Raw genomic sequence first — 25,997 nt, 5'->3', positions numbered from 1 at the left:
CTTTGTCAACACTTGAAATCAAGTCGACGCCCGAGGGGCGGCCTGCGCGAACCGGACTTAACGCCCGGAGACGCCCCGCGAGCCGTGCGGATAATGTTGGCCCTGAACCAAGCGAGGAGCACACGATGGCGAGTCTTCCGGTACCGCGGGTCGCCGGCCCCGAACCCTGGCCGACGCTCAGCCCCGTCGAGCGGGGCGCGCTTCGGGAGCTGCTCGTCCACGGCCCGAAGTCGCGGGCCGAGATCGCGCGCGAGCTCGGCATGTCGAGGGCGAGCCTGACGCGCGTGACCCGCACGCTCGTCGACCTCGGCTTCGTCACCGAGGGCGCCATGGAGCTGCGAGGCGCCACCGGCAGGCCCAGCGAGCTGCTCCACGCCCGACCCGACGCGCGCAGCTTCCTCGGCGTCAAGCTCACCGGGGAGCGCCTCTTCGCCGTCGTCACCGACCTGACCGCGAACGTCCTCGCCTCCCACGACGAGCCGCTGGTCTCGCGGGGCGTGGCCGACATCGTCGAGCAGATCGGCGGCGTCCACGACCGCCTGGGGGCCGCGCACCCGGACATCACGGCGGCCGGCATCTGCCTCGCCGGCGACCTGAACACCTCGGGCGGGCGTCAGATCGTGGTGGACTCCCCATTCCTCGGCTGGCACGACGTCGAGCTCGCCGACGTGGCCCGCAAGCGCCTCGCACTGCCCGTGGCCACGGAGAACGACGTGCGATCGCTGACCGCCGCCGAGCACTGGTTCGGGGTGGGCGCCGGCTTCGACTCGATGGCGCTGCTCACCGTCGGCGCCGGAATCGGCCTTGGTTTCGTCGTGGACGGAAAGGTCGTCACCGGCGCACACGGCAAGTCCGGGCGCCTCGACCACCTGATCATCGACCCGACGGGCCCACGCTGCTCCTACGGGCACCGCGGCTGCGCCAGCACCTACCTGCCGAACGGCTCCATCGTGGCGGCCCTGCGCACGCCCGGCCTGGACTACGAGGCGGTCGTCGCGCTCGCGCGCGGCGGCGACCACGCGGCCATGCAGGTCTTTCGCGAGGCGGGGCACGCCCTCGGGGTGCTGGTGGCGACGATCGCGAACACCCTCGACCCGGAGAACATCGTCATCACCGGCGACGGCCTCGCCGTGACCGAGCTCGCGGGCGACGAGATCGAGGCCGCGATCGAGATGAACCGCCACCCCGCCAGCGCACCGATCACCCTGGACATTCAGCCCTTCGAGTTCGTCGAGTGGGCCCGCGCCGGTGCCGTCCTCGCGATCCGCGCCTGCCTCCAGTTCTGAGAATCAGGACTCTCGTTAGTTCCATCTGTTGACAAAGAGGGGAAGCCTCCCCATACTTGGACGACGTCCGCACCCGCCTTCGAGAGGTCCGCATGAACGAGCCGCTGCCTGCCGCCCCGGTTCCGCACACCAACCCCGGACGGACGCACGGTGATCCCGATGCGAACCGCACCTCGGTCGGCGAAAGAATCAGGATCCTGCGGGCCGCCGGAGTGGCGGTGGTCGTGAACGTCCCCGAGCGAGGCCTGCCGGAGGTGCTGCACTGGGGCCGCGACCTCGGCGGTCTCGACGCCGACGAGCTCGAGCAGCTGCGCCTGGCCCGCGCCCGGCCGGTCTCGCCCAGCGCGCTCGACGAGCCGTGGCCGCTCACGGTGCTGCCCGGCGAACAGGACGGCTGGGAGGGGCGACCGGGTTTCTCGGCGCATCGAGCGCGACAGGCACAATATCCACAGTGGAATATCATCGAAGCCCACTCGACCGCCGATTCATTGCGCCTGATCTCGACGGCCGACGGCTTGGACCTGACGACCACGTTCTCGCTCGACCTCGCGGGGGTGCTGCGAGTCGATCACGAGGTCACCAATGCCTCGGACACTTCGCTCGCACTGGCCGCACTCGAGTCCGTCGTCCCGGTCGACGACCGGGCCGCCGAGGTTCTGGACTTCACCGGCCGCTGGACTCGCGAACGCGTCCCCCAGCACCGGACGCTGACAGCGGGCAGCCACGTCCGCGAAACGCGGCGCGGCCGCACCGGTCACGACTCGCCGTTCGTAACGGCCCTCGGCACCCCCGGCTTCACGTCCTCGACCGGCGAGCTGTGGGCCGTCCATCTGGCCTGGAGCGGCGACGCCGTCTACCGCTACGACGCGCTCCCCGAGGCCCGGACCCTGCTCGGGGCGGGTCCGCTGCTGCGCCCCGGCGAGATCGAACTCGCCCCCGGCGAGTCCTTCCGCACCCCGGCCAGCGTGTTCGTCTGGAGCGACCGGGGAACCGACGGCATCGGCTCCCGGCTGCACCGCTCCCTGCGCGCCCGGTCCTCGCACCCGCGCCGTCCCCGACCGGTCGTGCTGAACACCTGGGAGGCGGTGTACTTCCACCATGATCTCGGCCGCCTCGAAGCCCTCGCAGACACCGCCGCCGAGATCGGCGTCGAGCGGTTCGTGCTCGACGACGGCTGGTTTCGCGGCAGGCGTGACGACTCGGCCGGGCTCGGCGACTGGAGCGTCGACCCGCAGGTCTGGCCCGAAGGGCTGCACCCGATCGTGCGCAAGGTCCGTTCCCTGGGCATGGAGTTCGGCCTGTGGTTCGAGCCCGAGATGGTCAACCCCGACTCCGATCTCGCCCGGGAGCACCCCGAATGGCTGCTCCAGCCGCTCGGAACAGGTGTGCGGGCCTGGCGCAACCAGTACGTGCTCGACCTCTCCCGCCCGGAGGCCTTCGAGTACCTGCTCGAATCGATCTCGGCGATCGTCGGCGAATACCGGCTCGACTACATCAAGTGGGACCAGAACCGCGACCTCATCGAGGCCGTCCACGACGGGAGGGCGAACGTCCACCGGCACACCGAGGCCGTGTACCGCCTGCTGGACCGGCTGCGAAAGCGGCACCCCGACCTCGAGATCGAATCCTGCGCCTCGGGTGGCGCCCGGGTGGACCTCGGCATCCTCGACCGCACCGACCGGATCTGGGCCTCGGACACCAACGATCCGATCGAGCGGCTGGCGATCCAGCGCTGGACCGAACTGCTGCTGCCCCTCGAGCTCATCGGCTCCCACATCGGCCCGCCGGTCACCCACACCACCCGCCGCGCCACGAGCCTCGACTTCCGGATCGCGGTGGCGCTGTTCGGTTCGGCGGGCATCGAATGGGACGTCACCTCGTGCACGCCAGATGAGCTGAAGGTGCTGCGCGAGGGCATCGCCTGCTACCGCCGCCTGCGGGGCCTGCTGCACTCCGGCGAACTGGTCCACCCCGACACCGGCGACGCCGGAACCACCGCCACCGCCGTCATCGCCCAGGACCGCGCGCGGGCACTGGTCCGCATCGCCCGCCACGCCACCGGCGATCGCGCACTCGCTCCGACCCTGCGCGTCCCCCGCCTCGACCCGGCGGGCCGGTACACGGTCGCACCGGTCCCCGAACTGCCGGTGCCGCGCGGACTCGACGACGTCGCCCCGCCCTGGTTGGGCCACGGGGAGCTGCGGCTCCCGGGCCTGGCGCTGGCCGAGGTCGGCCTGCAAATGCCCCTGCTCGCTCCCGGCGAGGCGCTGGTCCTCGAACTGATCCGAGAGCCGTCCTAGGAGAGAGGACCGGGCGCGTACGCCTTTCCGTCGGCAGGCTTTGTCGACTCCGGCCTACATGCGTCAGGGCCACACCTGCGGGCGACTCGCGCCCGGGTTCGGAATTCCCCGGGCCATCGCCGCCCGGCGGGCGCCAGAGACGATCGACCTGCCGGCCGCCTGCGCATCGGCGCTCCGGGCCCGACGGGCCGGTGCCCGCTATGCCCTCCTCGACGGCGCCCTCATCTGTGGAAACCGGCCGAGGAAGGGTCTGCTACCAGCGCAAGCGCGACGAAGGCAAGACCACCGCGAAACCCTGCGCCGCCTGAAACGCCAACCGGTCAAAGCCGTCTGGCGAGCCGTGGCACGGGGCCGATTTCCATGCGGCCCGGTTCTCTTGCGCTGTTCGTCGCGGAGGGCTCCGGAGGAAGCCTGATCGTCTTCCTCCGGAGCCGAGGGTCAGCGCTGCGTCAGCGAGATCCGGTTGCCACTGGGGTCGGCGACCACGGATCGGCGGGGTGCGTAGTCGGTCTCGAACGGCGCCTTGACGAGTGCGGCACCCGCGGCGAGCGCGGCCGCGTGCGCGGCGTCCAGGTCGTCGACATAGAGCCCGAACATCGCCGGACCGAACGATCCGCTCGTGCCGGCCGACTCATCGAGCGTCAGCAGGAAGAACGAGTCGGTCTCCCACGCGCCGAACTGGAACGAGGCGATGCTCTGGTCGTACTCGAGGCCGAACGCCTCGGTGTAGAACCGGACGGTCGCCTCGAGTTCCTGTGCCGGAACGGTCACCTGCACCACCCTGTCCTCCTTCGTAACTGCCATTTCTGTCCCTTCTTCGAAGTGCCGGCCGACGAACTCGGCCAGTCGCGCAATGGCATGAGCCCGCTCCAGGAGCCGCTCGCGGTGCGCAGCAAGCACCGCGGCGGCCTCCGGTCCGCTCTGACCGGCCAGCATCATCCGGATCTGGTCGATGGGCAGCTCCACCGAACGCAAGGCTCGGATCAGCGTCGCCTGCGCGGCTTGATCGAGCCGGTAGCGCCGGTATCCGGTGCCGGGATCGACCCGGGCCGGTCGCAGCAGGTCGACCTCGTCGTAGTGCCGTAGCGCCGGGATCGACAGGCCCGTCTTGACAGAGAACTCGCCGATGCTGAGCAGTTCGCGGTGACTCATGCCGACCACGCTATGGGCTCCGGTCACCTGAGAGTCAACCCTCAGCCGGAACCTTCTCAGCGAGGCGTCTCCAGCAGATGAGCGCCGCGGTGAGTTCGGCGAAGCCTTGAGGTGCCGCTTGGAGCCGAGACGTCCGCGGTCCACCGGCGAGGGTCCAGTTCCGCCCCGCTTCGCTCGCACGGGACCGCCGTCAAGACACACGGCCGACCAGTCGATGCCGCCTGAGGCATGCGGCTCACTGAGCAAGAGTCGATCGATAGCCGAGCCACGCGACCAGTCTGGAGGCTCTTGACCTCCTGCCTCGACCTCCGGTGAAGGGCGTGCGCGCACTCCCCCGCGGATCCCTGCCGCCGACGTGACGCGATACCTCGCCGGCATCGCCTCCGCCGCCCGCAGGCAAGCACTGCAAGGCCGGAGCGGCCCTTTCCCCAAGCCTGAGATGAGCTCTTGGACTTTTTCCGCTCATGACCCGGCTATCCACTTGTCGAGCATCTCGACCCGTTGACGCGACCTCTCGAAGAAGGCGACACCGACCGAGGAAACGACCAGTTGCCGGGCGAGGACACCGAGTAGTCGGCGCACAACCGCCGCAGAATCGGTCGCCAGCACCGCTACCGAGCCCCGACGAACACGTCCGGGCGGTCGGAACCCGACCGCCCGGACATGAGCAATATTCATACCTATCAATACACTGTGGAGCTGCAGGGAATCGAACCCTGGTCCTCCGTTGCTTCAATGAGACTTCTCCGGGTGCAGTCCGCTGTGCCTTTTCTCGAGCCCCACCGCTCACGCGGACAAGTCGGTGAGACGGGCTCCAGCCGCTGAAAATGTCGTGCGATGACCCAGCGACCAAGTCATCGACCTAGCGTCCTCAATGATGCCGCTGATCCGGAACGGACGCGCTTCCGGTGCGGCAACTTCACTATCGCTTAAGCAGCGAGAGCGAAGTCAGTGCGTTGCTTTGCGTTGGCACTTGTTGGTTTCCAACGTTGGTTTACGAGACAGCGTTGGCTTCCTCGACCCGCTTCCCTCACATCAACATACGAAGTCGAAACCGATCAGCCCCGAGTTGAGGTGAGATACCCCTGTTCAGTTGTGCTCAGCGATTCTAGCCCAGCGCGCCGGGCGAGAGCCACCGTATATGGAACGAGCGGCGCGGGCCGTGTATTCCCGCAGCTCACTGGCCGCCGCGTTTGGCGGCCCTGCCGGCGGCACGCTCGATCTCGCGATCGGCCTCGCGCTTGGCGATGGCCTGGCGCTTGTCGTAGGTCTTGCGGCCTCTGGCCAGGCCGAGCTCCATCTTCGCCCAGCCGTTCTGGAAGTACACCGACAGCGGCACCAGCGTCAGGCCGGCCTCGTCGAGCTTCGGACCGAGCCTGGCGATCTCGCCGCGGTGCAGCAGGAGCTTGCGGATGCGCCTCGGCGGGTGGTTCGTCCACGTCCCGTAGTCGTACTCGGGGATGTGGAAGTTGTGCACCCGCGCCTCGCCGTCGTGGATCTCGGCGTAGGCGTCGACGATGTTGCCCCTCCCCTGACGCAGGGCCTTGACCTCGGTCCCGGACAGGACCAGCCCGGCCTCATAGGTGTCCAGGATGTCGTAATCGTGCCGCGCTTTGCGGTTCGTGGTCACGACGGTGCGTTCGGGGCCGGAGTGCTTGACCTTCGGCTGTTTCTTCTTGGACACGGGGCAAGCTTAACGATCGAACAAATGTATGTCGACGCCAATTTGCGCCGTCCGTCAGCGGCACAGGCAGGACGGGAGGTAGTCCAGGGGCTCGACCCGTTCGCCGTTCACGCGGACCTCGAAGTGCAGGTGGGCGCCGGTCGAGGCCCCCGTGGAACCGACCGCGCCGATCTCCTCGCCCCGGTCCACGTGCTCGCCGTTGTCGACCCGGATGCTCGACTGGTGGCCGTAGCAGGTGGTCAGGTCACCGCCGTGACCGATGCAGGTGAGCATCCCGTAGCCGCCGTTCCAGCCGGCGTGGACGACGGTGCCAGAGTCGGCGGCGTAGATCGTCGAGCCGTGCCCCGCGGCGAAGTCGGTGCCGCCGTGGAAGCGGGAGGTGCCGTAGATCGGGTGGGTGCGCCAGCCGAAGTCCGAGGACTTCCAGCCGTCGACCGGCTGCACGAAGCCCGAGCCGCCCGACGAGGACGAGTCGCCGGCGTCGTCGGCGACTCGCAGCGCGTNGGCGAGCCACTCGGATTCGGCCTCGGCCTCCTCGTACGCGGCCTCGGCCTCGGCCTCGGCGGCCTCGGCGACGGCGAGGGCGTCGGCGCGCTCGGCGACGAGCTCCTCGACGGCCTCCCGGGCGGCCTCGGCCTCGCTGTAGCGCTCCTCGGCGTCGGCCAGCGCCTCGGCCGCCGCCGCTTCGGCCTCGGCGGCCTCGGCCTCGGCGAGGGAGGCGGCGCCCTCGGCGTTGGCGGCTGCCCGGCGTTCGAGGGTGACCTCCTCCACCGCGGCGTTCTTGCCCTCGATCATGAACTCGAGGTAGGTGGACCGGTCGACGGCCATGGCCGGGTCCTCGGAGGTGAGGATCGCGTCGACGGTGAGCAGCTCGACGCCCCGGTACGTGGCGGTGAGCATCGAGGCCTGGGCCTCCAATGCCTCCTCGACGGCCTCGGCCGCCGCCTCGAGCTCGGCCTCGACCACGGCCAGGGCCGCCCTGGCCTCCTCGGCCGCCTGCGCCGCCGCAGCGGAGACGGCCTCGGCGGCGGCGACGCGCCCTTCGGCCTCGGCGACGGTCTGCTCGGCGCCCGGCAGCAGGGACTCGGCCTCGACCAGGGCCTGTCCGGCCTCCTGGACCTCTTCACTGGCGCCTTCGAGCGCGGCGGCCATCTCGGCCTTCTCGCGGTCGACGGCGTCGGGCTCGGTCCTGCCGGGACGGCCTGAGACGGGGCTGCTCGCGGCCACTCCGAGGAGCAGGGCCGCGAGCAGCAGTGCGATTCGTCTCATGTCGCTCGAAACTAGTCCACTTGTGACAACATTTCGGGCGTTTGCGACACGCTACGCCTTTCGGGTGACAGTCAGACCTTGATGTTGAATCTGAGGGTGATCCACGCGGTGACCGCGGAGATGACCGCGGAGATGCCGGCCAGGATCGGCAGCAGGAGCAGCACCGAGTTCCATTCGACGGGCGGCATCAGGTTGAACAGGTCGGAGAACTGGCCGTCGATGACGAAGACCTTCGCGGCTATCAGCGTGCCGAAGGCGAACAGGGCGCCGATGACGCCGGCGAAGACCGCCTCCATGACGAACGGCGCCTGCACGAACCAGTTGGGGGCGCCGACCAGCTTCATGATCGCGACCTCGCGGCGCCGCGAGTAGGCGGCGACCTGAATGGTGTTGGCGACCAGCATCAGGGCCGCGACGCCCTGGACGAGCGCGACGATGAGGGTCAGGCGCTGCGCGCCGCCGAGGATGTCGAAGACCTGCTGAAGGATGTCCTTCTGGTTCGTGGCCTGGTAGACGCCCTCGCGGTCGACGAACTCGCCGATGAGCGCGTCGGCGTCGTTGATGTCCTTCATCTTGACGCGGAACGCCGCCGGCAGGACCTCGGGGTTCACGGTGGCGACCAGTTCCTCGGACTCCTTGAAGGTCTCCTGGAACCTCTCCCAGGCCTTGTCCTGCGACTCGTACTCGACCTGGGCGACGTACTGGTTCGACTTCAGATCCGACTCGATCTGCGCCGTCACCTCCTCGGTGACGTCGCGGTCCAGGTAGATGACCACTTCGAGGTTGGTCTGGTAGTACTCCTCGATGACGTCGACCTGGTTGTACAGCAGCAGGCCGGCGCCCAGCATCGTCAGTGAGACGGCCATGGTGATGATCATGGCGACGGTCATGGAGATGTTGCGCCACAGTCCGAGGAAGACCTCGGACATCACGTACTTCGCGCGCATGTGCTCTGTTCTCTGCCTTCCGCTTAGCCGTAGACGCCGCGAGCCTGGTCGCGGACGATCTGGCCGTTCTCGATCTCGATGACGCGACGGCGCATCTGGTTCACGATGTTGGAGTCGTGGGTGACCATGACGATGGTGGTGCCGGTCCGGCTGATGCGGTCGAGGAGCCGCATGATCTCGATCGAGGTGTCGGGGTCGAGGTTACCGGTGGGCTCGTCGGCCAGCAGCAGCAGCGGTCGGTTGACGAACGCGCGGGCCACGGCCACGCGCTGCTGCTCGCCGCCGGACAGCTCGTGGGGATATCGGTGCTCCTTGCCGCCGAGGCCCACCAGTTCGAGCACCTCGGGGACGACGCGGCGCGCCACCGAGCGGGGCTTGCCGATGACTTCGAGCGCGAACGCGACGTTCTCGGCGGCGGTGCGGTTCGGCAGGAGCCGGAAGTCCTGGAAGACGCAGCCGATGCTGCGCCGGTAGGCCGGCACCTTCCACCGCCGCAGCTTCGTCACGTCCATGTCGCCGACGGAGATCTTGCCCTTGTCGGGGACTTCCTCGCGCAGCAGCAGCTTGATGATCGTGGACTTCCCCGCGCCGGTCGGACCGATGAAGAAGACGAACTCTCCCTTGTCGATGAAGACGTTGACGTCCTCAACCGACGGGCGGTTCGACCGGGGGTAGTGCTTGGTTACGCCCTCGAGCTGAATCACGAGCCGGAGTCTAGCCGCCGGAGCCTCGCGCCGCTCCGGCGGCTCCAGTACATGCGTGGCATACCGTGGCACTTACAGCCCATATGTCCCGCCTGTCGTCCAGTGACGACACGATTTCGCCCGAACGGGTGAAGCGACTATGGTCACGCGGCCTATTCTCGGCCACCGCTCACCGGAAACCACCGCTCGGCCCACGCGCGGAGGCCGCCCCGGCGGCCGGGCGGCGCGCCGGGGCGGCGGGTGCTTCGGGTCGGTCTAGGCGGCCTTCTCGGCGCTCTTGCGCCAGCGGATGCCCGCCTCGAGGAACGCGTCGATGTTGCCGTCGTACACGCCTTGGACGTCGGCGGTCTCGTGGCCGGTGCGCAGGTCCTTGACCATCTGGTACGGGTGCTGGACGTAGGAGCGCATCTGGTCGCCCCACGAGGCGGTGGCCGATCCGCGCAGCTCGTCGACCTTGGCCTTCTCCTCCTGGCGCTTGAGCTGGAGCAGTTTGGCCTTGAGCAGGGCCATCGCGGTGGCCTTGTTCTGGATCTGACTCTTCTCGTTCTGGCAGGTCACGACCACCCCGGTCGGGAGGTGGGTGATGCGCACGGCGGAGTCGGTGGTGTTGACCGACTGCCCGCCGGGCCCGGAGGAGCGGTAGACGTCGACGCGGATCTCCTCGTCGGGGACCTCGATCGAGTCGGTCTGCTCGAAGGCGGGGACGACCTCGACGGCGGCGAAGGCGGTCTGGCGGCGGCCCTGGTTGTCGTATTTGCTGATGCGCACCACCCGGTGGGTGCCCTGCTCGACCGAGAGGTGCCCGTACGCGTAGGGCCCCTTCACCGCGAAGGTGGCCGAGCGGATGCCCGCCTCCTCTGCGTAGGAGACGTCGTAGACCTCGGTGCCGAAGCCGTGCTCCTCGGACCAGCGCAGGTACATGCGCATGAGCTGCTCGGCGAAGTCGCAGGCGTCGGCGCCGCCGGCCCCGGAGCGGACGGTCACGACGCAGTCGCGCTCGTCGTACTCGCCCGAGAGCAGGGTGCGCACCTCGAACTCGTCGACGGACTTGCGGATCGCCTCGAGCTCGGCGAGGACCTCGGCGTGGGCGCTCGCGTCGTCCTCGGACCCGGCGAGCTCGAACAGGACCTCGACGTCGTCCATGCGCTCGTGCAGGTCGGCGAGCTTCTTGAGCTCGGCCTGGACGTAGGACAGGCGGGAGGTGATCTTCTGGGCGTGCTCGGCGTCGTCCCACAGCGCCGGGTCGGCGGCGGCGGCCTCGAGCTCGTCCTTCTCGCGCCGCAGCGACGGCAGGTCCAGGACGGCCTCGACGCTTGCGAGGGTCGCCTTCAATTCGCGCAGATCGGCGGAAACATCGACACTGGTCACAACAGATCAGGGTACGCCTGTATTCGCGCTCATACGAAACGGGACGCTGGACCTGATGCGGCCCCGCGTCCCGTTCCGTGCTTGAAGTGCCTACTTGCGAATTCTGCGCTCTGTTCTAGTGCTTGAGGCTAGGAGCGCTTCTTGAGCCAGCTGAGGGCGGCCCGGTGGTAGCCGACCGCGAAGTCCATGGCCGCCGAGGCGCCGTCGTCCTCGCCGGAGTAGTCCTTGGCCGCGGCGCGGGCCTCGGCGAGGGCCTCCTGGTGCTGCTCGGTGGCGTCGGCGAACATGTCGTTCACGGTGTCGGCGGACATGTAGTCGGTGAAGGCGGTGCGCAGCGCGACGGGGTCGCGCAGCTGGCCGATGCGGGCCGGCTCGTTGAGCCAGCGGGTGAAGGCGCGCTTGCCGTTGGCGCTGATCGTGTACGGCACCGAAGCGCGCGGTCCCGGCTTGCCGACGCGGACGAGGCCCGCCTCGGCCAGGGCCGGGAGTTCGCGGTAGACCTGGGAGCGCGTCATGGTCCAGTACGGACCGAGGCGACGGGTCGCCTCGGCCATGAGTTGCCCACCGGTCATTGGACCTTCATGTAGCAAGCCCAGCAATGCCGCTGAGGTTGCGTTCAGTTCTTTTCCTGCCATGCCCGACAGGATGCCATGTGGATGCTGTTCTGACAAGTGGACAGCTCCAATGTGTCGATTGACCGCTGCCAATACATAGTGACGAATGGTCCGCGTCTTGCCTTGCAAGCCTTATGAATCGGCCGGAAGCCCCCAGTTCGATGCAACGTGTGTTTGGAGAATTTCAATCGTGTGATCCCGATCGCCCCAGCGAATTCCGAAACGGAGTGTCGCGCTCTAGTTACGGAGCATTATCGACTGTTCCCGTCGAATTCAGTTGCCGGGCATTGGGGAGCCGATGATGTCGGATCCGGGGAACTGGTCCACCTGATTGCCCTCATTGGAGTCATCGGGGGCTTCGTCGCCGCCCTCTGAATCGGACAAATCATCCGTTTCGGCCCCGGGAGTGTCACTATCCGTCTCCGGCCCTTGCGGTCCGGGCGCGGACGTCTCGTCGGAGGGCTCCTCGTCGGCCGGTTCGGTGGTCTCGGCGTCGTCGGCCGGTTCGGTGGGCTCGACGCCCTCGGCGGGCTCGACCGTCGAGGACGGGTCGGCCACGTCCTCGCCGCCGCCTTCGGTGCCGGGGAGAGCGAAGAGGACGAACGCCGCGGCGGCGAGCAGGCCGAGCACGCCGACGCCGGCGATCGCCAGTCCGCGGCGCTTCGACGGCTCGTGCGGAGGGAGCACCTCGGCGGCCGCGAGCGCCGGGGCCGCGGGGGTCACCGGCGAGTGGGCGGCCGGGGCCGGGGCGCCGCGGTCGCGCAGCTGCGGCTCGATCGGGGCGGTCGCCCGCTCGGACAGGGTCGGGGCCAGGCGCCGCAGCTCGGCGGCGATGTGGTCGAGCTCGCCTCGCTCGCGCGGGTCGAGCGAGAGGAGTCGCTCCACGATCGCCCACAGCCCGGCGTCGACCGCGGCGGGCTTGACGGGGATCTTTGCCAGGTGGCGGTCGAGCACGTCGGTGATCGAGCCGCCCCGGTAGGCGCTGCGCGCGGTGAGCGCCTCGTACAGGACCAGGCCGAGCGCGTAGTTGTCGATGCCGGGGCAGGCCGAGTCGCCGGCGGCGATCTCCGGGGCGGTGTACTCGGGGGTGCCGTGGGAGGGCAGGGAGGTGGAGCCGGCCGCGCGGGCGATGCCGAAGTCGATGAACTTGACGGCGTCCGCGCCGGAGAGCATGAGGTTGCCGGGCTTGACGTCGCCGTGGAGGTAGCCGGCGCGGTGGACCGCCGCGAGGGTCTCGGCGGCGAAGGCGCAGCGGCGGGCGGCCTCGGCCGCGGACAGCGGCCCGTGGAGGCGCAGGTGCTCGCGCAGGTCCGGGCCTTCGGCGAACTCGAGGACGATGGCCAGGACCGCGTCGGTGACGATGAAGTCGCGCACACCGATGACGCCGGGGTGCTCGATGGCGTTGAGGATCTCGGCCTCGGCGAAGAAGCTCTCGACGATCTCGGGCTCGCCGCGCAGCTCCTCGCGCAGGATCTTCACGGCGACGCTCTCGCCGCTCACCCGGTCGAGGCCGCGCCACACGACACCGACCGCGCCGCGCGCGAGCTCGGCGTGGAGCTCGAAGCGGTCTGCCAGAACGGTTCGCATGGCGACTCCTCAGGTGTGGCTGCGGGCCTTGGCCATTCCACTGTAAATGCCATATCAGTGCAGGTCAGGATCAGAATCGAAGGGTGGCACGATCCGGGGATACAGCGGTTCGCGGCATCGCGGGAGGGCCGTGCGGCCGAGCGGGAATCGACGGTCGCGTCTCGTGATTGGCGGACCACTACACTTGCGCCCATGCTCCTCGAACGGCCATGCTTCATACAGAACGCCGAAACCCGGTGCGAATGCAGTGGTGATCGCCTGTGACCGAACTACGTTGGCGCTACGGCGCCGCCACCGACGTGGGCAAAGTCCGCGACCTCAACGAGGACTCCCACCTCGCGTCGCGGCGCCTGCTCGCGGTCGCCGACGGCGTGGGCGGGGCCGCCGCCGGGGAGGTGGCCAGCGGGGTGACCATCACCGAGGTGACGAAGCTGGCCCGCCGGTCGCCGGTGGAGCCCGAGGCGGAGCTCGGCGAGGTCGTCGACGCCGCGCGCGAGCGGATCCGCGCGGCGGTGGCCGAGAACCCCGAATCAGAGGGCATGGCGACGACGCTGACCGCCCTGTGGCTCGGCGACGACGCCGTCGACATCGTCCATATCGGAGACTCCCGGGCGTACCAGGTGCGCGGCGAGGACTTCGTGCAGGTGACCGTCGACGACTCCTACGTCCAGCACCTGGTCGACGAAGGCGCGATCACTCCCGCTGAGGCCCAAGACCATCCGTACAAGTCGGTCGTGACCCGCGTGCTCCAGGCGAACCCCGCGCCGGCGCACTTCGAGACCCGCCCGGCCGCGATCGGCGACCGCTACATGCTGTGCTCGGACGGGCTGAGCGACGTGGTCGACGACGAGGCCATCGAGGCGGCGCTGCGGGACTTCACCGACCCGCAAGCGGCCGCGGACGAACTGGTGCGCCTGGCGCTCGAAGGCGGCGGCCCCGACAATGTGACCGTGGTCGTCGGCGACGTCTCCGAGCACAAGAAGTTCAAGCGGTGGCCGTGGATCGTCGCCTCACTCGTCGCGGTCCTCGCGGTGGCCGCGATCGCTCTGGGCCTGGCCCTGCGGAACTGAGCCGCCCCTCCCCCGCTCGCGCTAGGCGAAGCGCAGCCCGGTGAAGGCGCCCGAGACGCGGGCGGTGTAGTCGAAGAAGCCGGCGTCGTCGGCGGTCACTCCCACCAGGTGGCCGTGCAGCTCGTACGAGACGATGCCCACCAATCGGTTCCACGCCAAGACGATCCGCGCGATCTCGTCGGCGCTGAACGCCGCGTCGGGGAGCAGCGCGGTCATGTCGGCGTCGATGAGCGCGGGCTCGCAGGGCGGTGCGGGCGGCGGCGCCAGCGCTCCGGCGGCCTTCGCCTCGGCGACCACGGCGGCGAGCGCCAGCGGCATCCGGCCCGCCGCCGTCGCCGTCTCCCGCGGGGCGGCGTATCCGGGCACCGGCGTGCCGAAGAGCAGAGCGAACTCGTGGCGGTTGGCGAGGGCCCACGCTCGCACGCCCCGCCAGATCGCGATCCAGCGCTCGCCGGGCTCGGCGGCGCGCTCGGCGGCGCGCTCGGCGGCGGCCCCGATGTCGTTGTAGGCCTCCAGGATGAGCGCGGTCAGCAGCTCGTCCCGGCTCTTGAAGTAGCGGTAGATCGCCGAGGAGGCCATCTCGAGCTCGCGGGCGACGGCCCGCAGCGACAACTGCGAGGGCCCGACCTCGCCGAGCTGGCGTCTCGCGGCGGTCAGGATCTCCCTGGTCAGTTCGGCTCGGGCGCGTTCGCGGGCGGTTCTCGGAGCATTCATAAGATCAGTGTACATAAAACGGAGCACCGCTCTTGCATTTGCCGCGGCTATATGCGATCATCGTTCTATTCAGAGAGCACCGCTCTCATAATTCGCGCCCGCCGCGGCGGGCCCGCCCGCACAGGAGCAACCGTGAACCGTCGCCCTTCCCGCACCCGACTCGGCGCCGCCGGCATCGCCCTCGCCGGCGTCCTCTTCGTCCTCTACGAGGCCGTCGCCCCGCGCGCCGACCAGACCACCCTCGAGGGCGCCGCGTCCTGGGCCTCGAACGGCTGGGCCTTCGCGCACATCGCCGCGATCGTCGGCCTCGTTCTCATCCCCATGACCTGGAGCGCCCTGCGAGGCCACCTCGACGGCGCCAAGGCCGAGCGGAGCGCCTTCCTCGCCGCCGCGATCGGCACCGTCGGCTCCGGCCTGACCATCTCGTACTACGGCGCCGAGGTCTACGGCCTCAAGGCGATCGGCGAGCACGCCGTGGCCGAGGGCGACGCGTCCGTGACGGCGGTCGGCGAGAGCTTCCGCATGGACCCGACCGCGCTGACGGTCTTCCTCGTCGGACTGGTCCTCATCGCGGTGGCCGCGGTCCTCGCCGCGATCGCGGTGTGGCGCTCGGGGACGATGCACCGCTGGAGCGCGGTCCCGATGGCCGCCATGATGGTGCTGTACCTGCCGCAGTTCTTCTTGCCGCACTCGCTTCGGATCGCCTGGGGCGCCGCCGTCACCGTCAGCGCACTGTGGATCGCCGTGGAGCTGTGGCGGGCCGCCGGGCGCCGCGGCGCCTGAGAGGTCGCGCCCGCCGGTGCCCCCCGGCGGGCGCCTGCCGCTCAGGCCGAGAGCGCGATGCCGTCGAGGATGTCGTGCTCACTGACGATCACCGAGTCCGCGCCGCCGCGCTCCATGATCGTGCGCAGCACCAGCGCGCCGCCGACGATGACGTCCGCGCGGCCCGGGTGCATCACCGGGATGGCCAGCCGGGCGGCGTGGTCGGCCTCGATCAACTGCTCGGTGACCTTCGCCACCTGCTCGAAGCGCAGCTCGGTGCCGTCGATGGCGTCGGCGTCGTAGGCGGGCAGGTCCAGGGCGATCGCGGCGACCGTCGTCGCCGTCCCCGCCACCGCCACCAGCTCGCCGGCCACGCGGTCCGGGTCGGCCGCCGCGAGTGCGGCGTCCACGATCGCGCGGATGTCCGCCGCGGCGGCGTCGACCTCCGAGACCGCGGGCGGATCGGAACGCAGGTGGCGCTCGGTCATGCGCACGCAGCCGACGTCGACCGATATCGCGGCCAGGACTTCGGAGCCCGAGCCGCGCACGAACTCGGTCGAGCCGCCGCCGATGTCGACCAGCAGGCGCTGGCCGGCGGGCTCGGGCAGCGTGGCCGCCGCACCGGTGAAGGAGAGGCGGGCCTCCTCGTCGCCGGAGATGACCTCAGGGGCCGCTCCGAGCACCGAGGTGACCATCGCCGTGAACTCGTGGGCGTTCGCGGCGTCGCGCGTCGCCGAGGTCGCGACCATGCGCACCGCCTCGGCGCCGTGCTCGCGGATCCGGGCGGTGTAGTCGGCCAGCGCCGCCCGGGTGCGCTCCAGCGCCGCCGCCGAGAGCCGCCCGGTGTCGTCGACGCCTTCGCCGAGGCGCACGACCTCCATGCGGCGGACCACGTCGTGAAGCCTGCCGTCGCCGTCGATGTCGGCGATGAGCAGGCGGATCGAGTTCGTGCCGCAGTCGATTCCCGCTACGCGCCTCACGCGTCCGCCTCCCGTTCCGGTACGCAACCGCCGTTTCGCCACCACTCGGGGAGCCGTTCGATCGCCTCGTCGCCGAACGGGTCGACCCCCGGACCGGCCGCCAGCGCGTGCCCGACGAGGGCGTGCAGGCATTTGACGCGGTCGGGCATGCCACCGGCCGAGACGCCGTCGATCTCGGGCACCTCGCCGAGCCTCGCCCGCCTGGCCAGGTAGTCCTCGTGGGAGCGCCGGTGGGCCGCTGCGAGGCGCTCGTCCTCGGCCAGGCGCTCGTTCATCTCCCGCATGACCCCGCCGCCCTCGAGCCGCCCGATCGCCGAGGCGGCCTTCGGGCAGGTCAGGTAGTACGTGGTCGGGAAGGGGGTCCCGTCACTCAGCCGCGGCTCGGTCTCGACGACGGCCGGGCGGCCGCACGGGCAGCGCCAGGCGACGGCGTGCGCGCTGCGGATCGGGCGTCCGAGCTGCGCGGAGACGGCCTCGGCGTCGGCCTCGGTCACCGGCTGCGGCTCTTGGGGCCAGGCTTCGGGCTTCAATCCTCTACTTCCTCCTGCTCAAGCTGGTCGGCGTCTTCGAAGCTGTCGACCAGCTCGTCGTACCAGGGCCGCTCCTCGTCCGAGGCGGCCTCCTCGCCGTCGCCCTCCTCGGGCTTCTCCGGCTCGTGGACGATGACGAGGTCCTCCCCCGGCTCGACGAGCAGGAGGCTGGAGCGGATCTGGGCCTTGACGTACTCGGGATCGTCCCATTTGAGGCGCTCGGCTTCGAGCTCGGCGATGTGATCGCGCTGCTCCTCCTGCTCGGCCTCGAGCCGGTTGATCTCGATGCGCTGCTCGACGTAGGTGCGCAGCGGGTAGGCGTAGGCGAGGGCGAGCGCGGACAGCACGAGGGCGATGACGGCCGCGCGCCGGGAGACCTTGCGCTCGGGGCGGACGCGGACCCGCTTGATCTTGGGGCGCGCCTTGCTGCCTGGGGCCGGCCTGCGACCGGCGCGGGTGCGACCGGGCCCGGTCGATCGTCCTCCGGGGTGGCTGGGTCGTCGGCTGGCGCTCACCCGCTCAGCCTAGTCGATGCCGCGACGGATGAGGCCCCCGCGCCGATCGCGCGGGGGCCTGCGCAGTGCGGTGTTCAGCCGAGTGATGCGACCGAGTTCACTTTCCCTGCGCGAATTTGGGGAATGCCGCCGCGCCCGCGTAGCGGGCGGCGTCGCCGAGGCTCTCCTCGATGCGCAGCAGCTGGTTGTACTTGGCGACGCGGTCCGAGCGGGCGGGGGCGCCGGTCTTGATCTGGCCGGTGCCCATGGCGACGGCCAGGTCGGCGATGGTGGTGTCCTCGGTCTCACCGGAGCGGTGGCTCATCATGCAGGCGAAGCCGGCGCGGTGCGCCATGTCGACGGCGTCGGTGGTCTCGGTGAGCGAGCCGATCTGGTTGACCTTGACGAGCAGGGCGTTGGCGGCCTTCTCCTCGATGCCGCGGCGCAGGCGCTCGGGGTTGGTGACGAACAGGTCGTCGCCGACGATCTGGACCCGCTCGCCGACGTTCGCGGTCAGGGTGGCCCAGCCGGACCAGTCGTCCTCGGACAGCGGGTCCTCGATGGACACGAGCGGGTAGGCGCCGAGCAGCTCCTCGTAGTAGGCGCTCATCTCCTCGCCGCTGCGCTTCTGGCCCTCGAAGACGTAGGCGCCCTCGGAGTGGAACTCGGTGGCGGCGACGTCCATCGCGAAGGCGATGTCGGTGCCCGGCTTGTAGCCGGCCTTCTCGATCGCGACGGCGATGAGGTCGAGCGCCTCGCGGTTCGAGCCGAGGTTCGGCGCGAAGCCGCCCTCGTCGCCGAGGCCGGTGTTCAGGCCCTTGTCCTTGAGCACGGCCTTGAGGGCGTGGTAGGTCTCGGCTCCCCAGCGCAGCGCCTCCTTGAAGGTCGGCGCGCCGATGGGGGCGATCATGAACTCCTGGACGTCGACGTTGGAGTCGGCGTGGGCGCCGCCGTTGAGGATGTTCATCATCGGCACCGGCAGCAGGTGCGCGTTCGGGCCGCCGACGTAGCGGTAGAGCGGCAGCTCGGAGGAGTCGGCGGCGGCCTTGGCGACGGCCAGGGAGACGCCGAGGATCGCGTTGGCGCCGAGACCGGACTTGTCGGGGGTGCCGTCGGCGTCGAGCAGGGCCTGGTCGACGAGTCGCTGCTCGGAGGCCTCGAGGTCGATCAGGGCCTCGCGGATCGGTCCGTTGACGTTGTCGACGGCCTTCTCCACGCCTTTGCCGAGGTAGCGCTTCGGGTCCTTGTCGCGCAGCTCGAGGGCCTCGAAGGCGCCGGTCGAGGCGCCCGAGGGCACGGCGGCCCGCTGGAGCGTGTCGTCGTCGAGGAGGATCTCCACCTCGACGGTGGGGTTGCCGCGGGAGTCGAGGATCTCCCGTGCCCGAATGTCTTCAATTGCAGCCACTGTCACTCCTGAAATAGCCGAATCTGACGTCCGGCCCGAACACGGGCCCGCGTCGTGAGGATTTCGACCGACCCGACACTGCGCCGGCCACAGCTCCTTAGCGTACGCCTTGGGGGTTCGACGACACGCTATAAGGTGGAGCCGAACCTGAGATCCGACACCTGTGCTAGGCGCGCCCCGCGAAGCCAGTGCGCCACTGGCCTCCCCGAACGCCGGCACCACTGGGAATTGGAGCCCCATGCCCATTTCGAATTCCGTACGCCGCTGGGCTGCCCTCGGCGCGGCGGCCGTGCTCGCGCTGGCGGGCTGCACCAACGACCCAGGAGGGGAATCCGGGGCCGTCGCGGAGGACCAGGCGGCGTTGATGGAGCTCAGCGAGCGCCTGGCGAGCGCCGAAACACACGCCTACACCGCCGAGTACCTGGTGGAGGGCACCGGAGAGTCGGTGGTCGTCGCGGTCGACCCCGAGGCCGGGACCGGCGCGGTGGTGGTCGGGGACCGGCCCGAGTTCTGGGCCGGCGAAGAAGAGGAGGCGCTCTCGGTGTGGCTGAGCGGCAAGCTCGCCGCGGTCCTGCCAACGGGCGAGGAGGTGTCGTCCTGGCTGATGGCGACCTCGGAAGACCCCTCGGCCATGGCCGAGTTCTCCGACACGACGCTGGCCGGGGAACTGGCCGACTGCGTCAAGGTGCAGGGCGCTGCGGACTCGCCCGTCGGCGCCTACGAGGTGTGCGTGACGACGGTCGGGGTGGTCGCGAGCGTCACCGCCGACGTCGAGGACGTCGCGTACACGGTGAAGCTCGTGAACTACCACGACGGCGTGGACGGCGCGTGGCTCGACGAGCTCGCCGAGGAGCAGTAGTTCGGGACGCACGGCCCGAGGACGCGTTAGAGTCGCTCGGCGGGCCGGGCTCGGCGCTACGGGGGTTCGCCCGAAAGGGCGGCAGCGCCGTCCCGGCCCGCCTCGGCGCGTATGCCGCGTCACAAGCGCTATCCCAGTGGAGGGACCGCGAAACGGTCAGGTAAGCTTGTCGACGTTGCCGCGCCGCAGGGCGCGAACGACAAGGCCAAGCTCCCGTCGTCTAGGGGCCTAGGACGCCGCCCTCTCAAGGCGGAAACGGCGGTTCGAATCCGCTCGGGAGTACAGATAGATACACAGCTCAGAAGCCTCGGCCCTGCCGGGGCTTCGATGCTATCAGGACCCTGTGGGGGCACCCAGGGGGCAGGATCCTCCGCTATTTTCGGCCAGATCCCGCCATGTGCTGATGGTTCATGGCAGGAGCAGCCTTCGTCTCATCACCAATCGCATGACTCGGCGTCGTACTCTCGAGGTCGTCCTGATGGTTCCCCGTCAGCCGTGATGTTCTGGAATGATCTACGCATCACTCCCGAACGGCATGAGACTGGAGCTGCCGTGCTGACGATCACCAAGGAGTTCCACTTCTCGGCTTCCCACGTGCTCGAAGGGCTGCCGAGCTGGCATCCGTGCTCGCGGATGCACGGGCACAACTACGTCGTCGTTCTCGAGCTGTCCGCTCCTGATCACAAACTGGTCCCGCCTGGTTTCGTGCGGGACTACAACGACCTCGATAAGTTCAAGCAGTGGATGGACAAGACCCTCGACCACCGGCACCTCAATGAGGTAATGGAGGTGCAGCCGACTTCCGAGGTCCTCGCCCGCTGGATCTACGACCGCTGGATCGAGGAATTCCCGGAGCTCACCGCGGTAAGAGTCCATGAAACGCAGAAGACGACGGCAGAGTACCGGCCCGACTGAACCAAGGTTGAACCAGGCCTGCAGCAGCGTCGGTAAGGCGCCTGCGCGACGGTTGGAAGGTCGGTATTCAGCCGAGGTCTTGGCGGTCTCGCAGACCTTCACTGCCGCGAGTTCGGGGAACTCGCCGATCCACTGGTCGAAAATCCACATCGCCAAATTCTCCGCTGACGGTACCCCCCCCCCCCCGCCGATTCGTTCAAATGCCGGTGGTCGAGTGTCTTGTCGACCCATTGCTTGAACTTGTCAAGGTCGCGGTAGTCGCGCACGAAGCCGGGTGGGACGAGTCGTTCAGGAGCCGCGGACAGTTCGAGGACGACCACGTAGTTGTGCCCGTGCATCCGCGAGCACGGATGCCAGCTCGGCAGCCCTTCCAGAACATGGGAGGCCGAGAAGTGGAATTCCTTCGTGATGGTCAGCATGGCCTGTCCAGTCTCGCACTCAGCCGCCGTGTGTCGCTCGATGACGCCGGGTCATGAGGCGACGCCCTCACCGTCGCGGATCCACCGGTTCAGACCCGGGGCGTCACGGAATCGCGCGCGGCCTGACTCATCGGGAATGGTCCGTTCCTTTTTCCCGAGTTCACCACGGGCAAGCTCCAGCAGCGCTCCCGCCTGTTCACGGCGGCCAGTCGCTGTGAATACCACGGCTGCGTGGTAGTAGACCTCCTCGTTGCGCAGTGCCGGCATCGTCCCGTGCTTCTTCAAGAGGGCCAGACTGTGGTCGGTTTCGACGCACGCCGCTTTCGGGCGGTCCGCGGCCAGGTGGATTCGGCCGAGCAGCATGTGCGCGGCGATCTTGGAGCGGACCATGCCGGACTGCTCGGTCTCCTTGACCGTGTCCGCGGCGTGGTGCTCGGCCGAGTCGAGCATCCCGGCCCGAAACAGCTCATATGCGTAGAGGTTCCGCACGATCGGGACCAGGTTGAGCAGCCAGGTGTGCCGGGTCTCCCGCCACGCCGCCTCCATGTCGGCGAGCACCTCCGCGGCCGGGGCTCCCCGCAAGGCACGAACCACCCCCAGCAGTGCGGTGTTGTAGGCATGCCAGCCCGATTCACCACCGCGGTCCTCTTCCAGTCGGAGCGACTCGTCTAGCGCCGCCTCAGCGCCCTCCAGGTCACCCAGGCAGGTCCGCAGCTGCGCGAGGTAGTTCAACGCGATCGGCAGCTCCGCGAGCGCCTGTTCGGCCCGGAGCCGGTGGACGGCGGCTTCGAGCCGTTCACGGGCTTCCCCGAGCCTGCCCGCGTCGAACAGGCTCACCGCGTACTGGATCTCGCCAAGATTGCGGGCATGCACCAAGACGGGGTCGCTGCCGTCGCGGATGCGTGCATCCTCGGTGCGCATCCGCTCGGCCGCCTCCAATTCCGCGACACCGGTCTCGAGGTTGCGTTTGGAGACTTGACGGCCGTACTCGATCCGGGCGATGTACAGCGCTACCGGATCGGGCAGTTGCTGGGCCTGCCTTACCGCGTTCTCCAGGCGTTCCAGGCCGGATTCTAGGCCCGCAGTCGCCATGAGGGTCTTGCCACGCATCATGGTGGCACGCACCAGCAGCGCCGGATCGGCCAGGCGCCTCGCGGCAGCCTCGGCGTCGGCGGCGAGAGAGTCGGTGTCACGCTGACCGGTGGGCTGAGCCAGTCCCTTCCAGCGAACCTCGGTCAGTGACAGATAGAACAGAGCCGATCGGATCAGGCACCTGTCACGACCGGGCTCGTCTTCGGGCATGCGCTGGGCCGCGTCGATAGCCTCGCCGCACAGCCATTCCGCGTTCGACAGCGACAGGTCCTTCGCGGCAGCGTCGTGCGCGAGCGCCAGGTGATACTCGCTGGAGAGCCCCCAGCAATGGTCCTCAGCGAGCCGCAGGTGGGCTGCGATATCGAGCCGCTGCTCATGGCTCGCGCGATCCGCAAGGCGATCAAGCGCCGCCAGCGCGACTCGCTCGTGACCCTCACGGCGGCGCTCGTCGCTCTGCGAACCGTGAATGACTTCCCACAATGCCTGGTGCTGGAACCGATAATGATCGGCACGATCCCGTCGCGCCCAATCCGGGGGCTCGGCGACTTCGATCAGGCGGCTCGCCCCGGCGAGTGCGTGCAGTTGGTCGCGGACTGCGGCCCGGTCGAGCCCGCTCAGTTCGGCGACGGTTGCCGAGTCGAACCAGAACCCCTGGATCGCGGCGAGAACGAGCAGGTCGCCGCCACCATCGGGGAGCGCATTAAGTTGCTCCGCGACCAGATCCCGCAACGACTCGGGCAGTCGCAGTACGGGCGCGGTCGGGTCGAGGCTTTCGAGGGTCCTTGTGAGAAAGGTCGGGTGCCCGTCGGTGAGGTGGGCGAGTTCGCTGGCGAGGTCCGGCGGTGCACCAGGAAACCAGAAGGAGACCAGGTCGGTGACCGCCTCAGGCGGCAGACCGAAGAGCTCACGTCGCTCGATGAGACCGTCCCGGTGCCAGATGTCAGTCAGTCTCGCGAAGTCCTTCCCCGCTGGATGGCGGTCGTCGCGTGCGAATATCAGGCCGAGTCGCGGGCATCGGTCTTGGCGCAGCAGTTGGTCGAAGACGAACAGACTGCGTTCGTCGCAGTAGTGGAGGTCGTCGACGATCACGACGGAGGGCCGACGGCGAAGTCGCTCGGTGAGGACTTCAGCGACCTTCAAGTCAAGAGCGCGCTCGAACGGGGCGAGGCTGTCGAAGGGCATCGAGCCGGAGTCGAGTGTGGCTCGCACCGCTCCGGTGGCGGAGGTGATGAGTTGGCCGGCGTGGGGAATCGACTGGGCGACGAGGGCCAAGAGCTGTCCGCCAGCGCTGACGCTGACAGCCGCCCGTTTGCGTAGGCGTATGCGTCGCTGTGCCTTCGCCTCGGTTTGCGCGAAGAGATTCGCGACCGCATCGAGGGCCGCGGTCGGGCCGATCCTCGGCAGGCACCGGACGATGTAGAGATCGACTGGCAGCTCCGCGCGGGAAGCCACGAGATCGGCGAGCAGCGCGGACTTGCCGATGCCGGAATCGCCGTCGATGAGCGCACCACGGGGCCGAACCGCTGTGGCGACGGATCGGGCGAACTGCCGCAGCGCAGCGGTCTCGGTGTTCCGGTCAACGAAATACTGGTTCACGGGGTCTCCTCCGCTCGCGCCCGACGGTGCCGCATCGCAGCCCCATCCACGATAGGGCACACGGCCTGGAAGTGGGGTGCCCGGTGGATGCAGATCCCTGCCGCGCAAGAGAGTTCGGAAAGCGAAGCAAGTGAGCCGAAAAGGCGTACCCAGGGCACGAACCATGAGGGGTGGAGGCCGAAATGCTTAGCCAGGGGAGTTGCTTCTGAGATTGCGATAGATTGCGACTGAGCTGGCCTTTTGCTTGTCAAGGAGGGCTATCGCAGTCGGGGCGGTGACTCTGATCCATTCGGTGTCGTCGTTGACCCACCAGTGGCCAAGGTATTGGACGCAGTGGTCGAACTGGGGCGAGAGCGGGACGACCTCGCCCCTCATCCAAGCGATGCGCATGCGTTTGGCGGTGATGACCTGCGGGAGCGGCTTTGGATTGGCGCGGCGAGCGGCGGGGGTCTGGGGGTAGGTCATCGCGCGCCTCCCTCGATGCCCGGCTGGGGACCGGACTGGTGCGGTTGGGATCCGAGGTCGATCGTTGGCGAGAGGCTGAGGTCGGGTGTGTACGGCGAAGGGCCGCACTGCTCAGGCTTGATGCGGGCGTTCTCGGCGGCAATGGCTCTGGCGGCCTCGGTCCCGGTGTGCGGGCTGGTGGGGGTCTGGTGGAGCCGTTGCAGGAAGGCCGCATCGGGTTCGGGGTAGGCGAGGCGCTCCTGTCCGGAGTTGACCAGTAGGTTCTCGGCTTTGCCGAGTTGGTAGAGCAGGTCGAGGTCGGAGACAGGGTCGCGGTCCCAGGCAGTGGCAGCGATGTATTCGTAGGCGGTGCGGCAGCGGAAGTCGTCAAGGGTTTCGGGCGGGGCGATCTCGACGAGGGTTCGGACCTGCTCGGGGTTGGCCAGGAGCGCGGCCACCAGTTGCTCTTCATGCCGAATGCGGGTGCCGGCCTCGGGTGACGGCTCGCTGTCGGCCTCGAGGATGTAGGGGCGGTCGAGCAGTTCCAGGCCCGTCTGGCTGATCCGGTCCATGACTTGGAACTCGCGTTGGTGCTCTGTTGTGAGTTCGCGGTCGCTGTGGAGGGAGTCCAGGGCGAGGTCTCGGAGTTGGCGCATGGAGGAGGCCTCGGTGATCATGCGGCCGTAGGCGGCGATGTGGTCGCGGTTGTCGGGTGCTGCGGCGCGCATCATCTCGAGGGTGGGTTGGTCGATGCCGGGGGCGTCGACGAGCCGGGCGACCTGGGCTGAGAGTTCGGGGCCTTCAAGGTAGGTGCTCGCTCGGGTGGAGCCGATGGCCGAGTAGACCGCGCCGTAGGCGGGGTTGCTGAAGTCGGCGGCGGTGATGTGGTCGCCGGGGTCGATGGTGCGGTCGGCGAGCATCGCGCCGAGGAAGCGTCGCTCGGCTTCGGTGATCAGGGTCGACATCGCTCTCCTCCTTTACGGGTGTCTGGGGCTCAAGGATCAGTCGGGGTCAGGTTCGCGGCCACGGTTCTGTACATATGACAGATCTTCCGCCTCGGTGGTTTCGTCCTGGTCGTCGTAGCCCTCGGTGAGGAGGTCGAGCTGCTCGGCGAGTCGGGCGTCGTTGACGCGTTGCCAGGTGCCGGTGTCGAGGTCGCAGATCCACCAGTGCCCGAATGAGGTGACGGTGCCGAGCAGGCCGGCGGGGTGGGTTTCGGCGGTGCCGTTCGCGAGGCGGGAGCGCATCGCGTGTTCACCGAGTACCGCTGCCGGGCTGGTGCTGTCGGCATCTTGATTCGGGGAGGGTTTCGGTGCTTCGATGCCGCCGAGCGGGTCGGCATCGAGCCACCTAGCAACCACATCGTCATCGCCCCACACTTCGGTAAGGTCGCTGCGTGTGTGGCCGGTGAGGCATTTGGGGGCGTAGTACTTGATCTGGGTGGCGAAGGCGCGCAGTTCGTTGTGCCAGGCGCGGGCGTGCTGGGCCAGTGCCCTGTATCGCCCTGGGTTTGGTGGAGGCTTTGGTCTGTCCCGAGTTTCGTGGAGTCCGGTTGATGGATTTTCATGCCACGACGGTTGTGTTCTCGAACTCTATCGGAGTCAACCATCCCAGTTGGCTGTGACGGCGTTGGCGGTTGTGCCAGATCTCGAGGTACTCGAAGATGGCGTTGGCCAGCTCGACCCGGGTGCGCCATCGGTGGCGGTCAAGCAGTTCGACCTGCATGCGCGACCAGAACGACTCCATCATCGCGTTGTCGTAGCAATCGCCGACGCTGCCCATGGACGGCACCAGCCCGGAGTCCTT

24 protein-coding genes, 1 tRNA gene, 1 other RNA gene and 1 pseudogene are annotated in these 25,997 nt (G+C 68.9%); 7 read left to right on the top strand and 20 right to left on the bottom strand.

Annotated features, from left to right (window positions below; translation table 11 throughout):
* Window positions 1–125: 125 nt before the first annotated feature.
* Window positions 126–1,286: an ROK family transcriptional regulator gene (locus tag YWW_RS0102635; protein WP_081687147.1), complete on the top strand. Its 1,161-nt coding sequence runs from the start codon at window positions 126–128 to the stop codon at window positions 1,284–1,286.
* Window positions 1,287–1,342: 56 nt separating this feature from the next.
* Window positions 1,343–3,586, top strand: a complete 2,244-nt coding sequence (locus YWW_RS0102630) for an alpha-galactosidase (protein ID WP_211228402.1) — start codon at window positions 1,343–1,345, stop codon at window positions 3,584–3,586.
* A gap of 438 nt (window positions 3,587–4,024) precedes the next feature.
* Here YWW_RS0102630 and YWW_RS33685 read toward each other — a convergent pair whose 3' ends face one another.
* The 9 genes from YWW_RS33685 to YWW_RS33675 all read right to left on the bottom strand — a co-directional run bounded on the left by YWW_RS33685 (window position 4,025) and on the right by YWW_RS33675 (window position 12,911).
* The gene (locus YWW_RS33685; RefSeq protein WP_156037383.1) at window positions 4,025–4,765 is read right to left on the bottom strand and encodes a MerR family transcriptional regulator; all 741 of its coding nucleotides are present in this window, start codon (window positions 4,763–4,765) and stop codon (window positions 4,025–4,027) included.
* Window positions 4,766–5,429: 664 nt separating this feature from the next.
* Window positions 5,430–5,804: a transfer-messenger RNA gene (ssrA, locus tag YWW_RS34725) on the bottom strand.
* A 111-nt stretch (window positions 5,805–5,915) separates the two neighbouring features.
* Window positions 5,916–6,422 carry an SsrA-binding protein SmpB gene (smpB, locus tag YWW_RS0102620; RefSeq protein WP_051325300.1) on the bottom strand — a complete coding sequence of 169 codons (507 nt, stop codon included), beginning with the start codon at window positions 6,420–6,422 and terminating at the stop codon, window positions 5,916–5,918.
* 54 nt (window positions 6,423–6,476) lie between these two features.
* Window positions 6,477–7,217, bottom strand: a complete 741-nt coding sequence (locus YWW_RS38170; protein WP_425402679.1) for a M23 family metallopeptidase — start codon at window positions 7,215–7,217, stop codon at window positions 6,477–6,479.
* Between the two features lie 545 nt (window positions 7,218–7,762).
* On the bottom strand, window positions 7,763–8,638 hold the full coding sequence (gene ftsX / locus YWW_RS0102610; protein WP_026928873.1) for a permease-like cell division protein FtsX: 876 nt from the start codon (window positions 8,636–8,638) through the stop codon (window positions 7,763–7,765).
* Window positions 8,639–8,661: 23 nt separating this feature from the next.
* Entirely contained in the window at window positions 8,662–9,342 is a 681-nt protein-coding gene (gene ftsE / locus YWW_RS0102605; RefSeq protein WP_026928872.1) for a cell division ATP-binding protein FtsE, read from the bottom strand.
* A 255-nt stretch (window positions 9,343–9,597) separates the two neighbouring features.
* Window positions 9,598–10,710: a peptide chain release factor 2 gene (prfB, locus tag YWW_RS0102600; RefSeq protein WP_051325298.1), complete on the bottom strand. Its 1,113-nt coding sequence runs from the start codon at window positions 10,708–10,710 to the stop codon at window positions 9,598–9,600.
* A gap of 128 nt (window positions 10,711–10,838) precedes the next feature.
* Complete coding sequence (locus YWW_RS0102595; RefSeq protein ID WP_026928870.1) at window positions 10,839–11,345, bottom strand: PadR family transcriptional regulator; 507 nt, start codon at window positions 11,343–11,345, stop codon at window positions 10,839–10,841.
* Window positions 11,346–11,597: 252 nt separating this feature from the next.
* Window positions 11,598–12,911, bottom strand: a complete 1,314-nt coding sequence (locus YWW_RS33675; protein ID WP_051325297.1) for a protein kinase domain-containing protein — start codon at window positions 12,909–12,911, stop codon at window positions 11,598–11,600.
* Window positions 12,912–13,171: 260 nt separating this feature from the next.
* On the opposite strand from YWW_RS33675, the gene YWW_RS27915 reads away from it, so the two are divergent.
* Window positions 13,172–13,981, top strand: coding sequence for a PP2C family protein-serine/threonine phosphatase (locus tag YWW_RS27915; protein ID WP_081687144.1), 810 nt, complete (start codon window positions 13,172–13,174; stop codon window positions 13,979–13,981).
* A gap of 21 nt (window positions 13,982–14,002) precedes the next feature.
* On the opposite strand, the gene YWW_RS0102580 is transcribed toward YWW_RS27915, so the two are convergent.
* Window positions 14,003–14,695 (bottom strand): TetR/AcrR family transcriptional regulator, encoded by a 693-nt coding sequence (locus YWW_RS0102580; RefSeq protein ID WP_026928869.1) that lies wholly within the window; start codon window positions 14,693–14,695, stop codon window positions 14,003–14,005.
* A 132-nt stretch (window positions 14,696–14,827) separates the two neighbouring features.
* On the opposite strand from YWW_RS0102580, the gene YWW_RS0102575 reads away from it, so the two are divergent.
* Complete coding sequence (locus tag YWW_RS0102575; RefSeq protein ID WP_026928868.1) at window positions 14,828–15,478, top strand: hypothetical protein; 651 nt, start codon at window positions 14,828–14,830, stop codon at window positions 15,476–15,478.
* A gap of 41 nt (window positions 15,479–15,519) precedes the next feature.
* On the opposite strand, the gene YWW_RS0102570 is transcribed toward YWW_RS0102575, so the two are convergent.
* The 4 genes from YWW_RS0102570 to eno form a co-directional block, all read right to left on the bottom strand.
* Window positions 15,520–16,437, bottom strand: a complete 918-nt coding sequence (locus tag YWW_RS0102570; protein WP_026928867.1) for a Ppx/GppA phosphatase family protein — start codon at window positions 16,435–16,437, stop codon at window positions 15,520–15,522.
* Window positions 16,434–16,967: a DUF501 domain-containing protein gene (locus tag YWW_RS0102565; RefSeq protein WP_026928866.1), complete on the bottom strand. Its 534-nt coding sequence runs from the start codon at window positions 16,965–16,967 to the stop codon at window positions 16,434–16,436. The genes YWW_RS0102570 and YWW_RS0102565 overlap by 4 nt, the downstream gene beginning before the upstream one ends.
* Window positions 16,964–17,482, bottom strand: a complete 519-nt coding sequence (locus YWW_RS27910; protein ID WP_051325296.1) for an FtsB family cell division protein — start codon at window positions 17,480–17,482, stop codon at window positions 16,964–16,966. Before YWW_RS27910 ends, YWW_RS0102565 begins: the two co-directional genes overlap by 4 nt.
* 97 nt (window positions 17,483–17,579) lie before the next feature.
* The gene (gene eno / locus YWW_RS0102555) at window positions 17,580–18,866 is read right to left on the bottom strand and encodes a phosphopyruvate hydratase (RefSeq protein ID WP_026928865.1); all 1,287 of its coding nucleotides are present in this window, start codon (window positions 18,864–18,866) and stop codon (window positions 17,580–17,582) included.
* 238 nt (window positions 18,867–19,104) lie between these two features.
* Here eno and YWW_RS0102550 point away from each other — a divergent pair, with 238 nt between their 5' ends.
* The 3 genes from YWW_RS0102550 (at window position 19,105) to YWW_RS0102540 (ending at window position 20,640) form a co-directional block, all read left to right on the top strand.
* Complete coding sequence (locus YWW_RS0102550) at window positions 19,105–19,725, top strand: hypothetical protein (RefSeq protein WP_026928864.1); 621 nt, start codon at window positions 19,105–19,107, stop codon at window positions 19,723–19,725.
* A gap of 209 nt (window positions 19,726–19,934) precedes the next feature.
* Window positions 19,935–20,007: transfer RNA gene (locus YWW_RS0102545), tRNA-Glu, on the top strand.
* A gap of 270 nt (window positions 20,008–20,277) precedes the next feature.
* The gene (locus tag YWW_RS0102540; protein ID WP_026928863.1) at window positions 20,278–20,640 is read left to right on the top strand and encodes a 6-pyruvoyl trahydropterin synthase family protein; all 363 of its coding nucleotides are present in this window, start codon (window positions 20,278–20,280) and stop codon (window positions 20,638–20,640) included.
* A gap of 57 nt (window positions 20,641–20,697) precedes the next feature.
* Here YWW_RS0102540 and YWW_RS34720 read toward each other — a convergent pair.
* From YWW_RS34720 to YWW_RS27900, 6 genes and pseudogenes are all read right to left on the bottom strand, one after another.
* A pseudogene (locus YWW_RS34720) lies at window positions 20,698–21,059 on the bottom strand (6-pyruvoyl trahydropterin synthase family protein); the annotation flags it as partial.
* A gap of 51 nt (window positions 21,060–21,110) precedes the next feature.
* The gene (locus tag YWW_RS27905) at window positions 21,111–23,747 is read right to left on the bottom strand and encodes an AAA family ATPase (protein WP_051325295.1); all 2,637 of its coding nucleotides are present in this window, start codon (window positions 23,745–23,747) and stop codon (window positions 21,111–21,113) included.
* Window positions 23,748–23,933: 186 nt separating this feature from the next.
* Window positions 23,934–24,212 carry a hypothetical protein gene (locus YWW_RS0102530; RefSeq protein WP_026928862.1) on the bottom strand — a complete coding sequence of 93 codons (279 nt, stop codon included), beginning with the start codon at window positions 24,210–24,212 and terminating at the stop codon, window positions 23,934–23,936.
* Window positions 24,209–25,156: a DnaB-like helicase N-terminal domain-containing protein gene (locus tag YWW_RS0102525; RefSeq protein WP_026928861.1), complete on the bottom strand. Its 948-nt coding sequence runs from the start codon at window positions 25,154–25,156 to the stop codon at window positions 24,209–24,211. The genes YWW_RS0102530 and YWW_RS0102525 overlap by 4 nt, the downstream gene beginning before the upstream one ends.
* Window positions 25,157–25,192: 36 nt before the next feature.
* Window positions 25,193–25,570, bottom strand: a complete 378-nt coding sequence (locus YWW_RS0102520) for a hypothetical protein (RefSeq protein WP_155829853.1) — start codon at window positions 25,568–25,570, stop codon at window positions 25,193–25,195.
* 184 nt (window positions 25,571–25,754) lie between these two features.
* Window positions 25,755–25,997, bottom strand: a 243-nt coding sequence (locus YWW_RS27900) for an integrase core domain-containing protein (protein WP_035703997.1), incomplete at its 5' end; no start/stop codon positions are given.

Origin of the sequence: Glycomyces tenuis DSM 44171, assembly GCF_000427885.1 — a bacterium.
Lineage (GTDB): Bacteria > Actinomycetota > Actinomycetes > Mycobacteriales > Micromonosporaceae > Glycomyces > Glycomyces tenuis.
The sequence above is the reverse complement of the archived record's forward strand: the minus strand, read 5'-3'. Positions and strand labels throughout refer to the sequence as shown.

Excerpts from the sequence above, each read along its gene's own strand:
- YWW_RS0102635 (WP_081687147.1), top strand. The coding sequence starts at position 126 with ATGGCGAGTCTTCCGGTACCGCGGGTCGCCGGCCCCGAACCCTGGCCG.
- ftsX (WP_026928873.1), bottom strand. The coding sequence starts at position 8,638 with ATGCGCGCGAAGTACGTGATGTCCGAGGTCTTCCTCGGACTGTGGCGC.
- YWW_RS0102595 (WP_026928870.1), bottom strand. The coding sequence starts at position 11,345 with ATGGCAGGAAAAGAACTGAACGCAACCTCAGCGGCATTGCTGGGCTTG.
- YWW_RS33675 (WP_051325297.1), bottom strand. The coding sequence starts at position 12,911 with ATGCGAACCGTTCTGGCAGACCGCTTCGAGCTCCACGCCGAGCTCGCG.
- YWW_RS0102580 (WP_026928869.1), bottom strand. The coding sequence starts at position 14,695 with ATGAATGCTCCGAGAACCGCCCGCGAACGCGCCCGAGCCGAACTGACC.
- YWW_RS0102550 (WP_026928864.1), top strand. The coding sequence starts at position 19,105 with ATGCCCATTTCGAATTCCGTACGCCGCTGGGCTGCCCTCGGCGCGGCG.
- YWW_RS0102530 (WP_026928862.1), bottom strand. The coding sequence starts at position 24,212 with ATGACCTACCCCCAGACCCCCGCCGCTCGCCGCGCCAATCCAAAGCCG.
- YWW_RS0102525 (WP_026928861.1), bottom strand. The coding sequence starts at position 25,156 with ATGTCGACCCTGATCACCGAAGCCGAGCGACGCTTCCTCGGCGCGATG.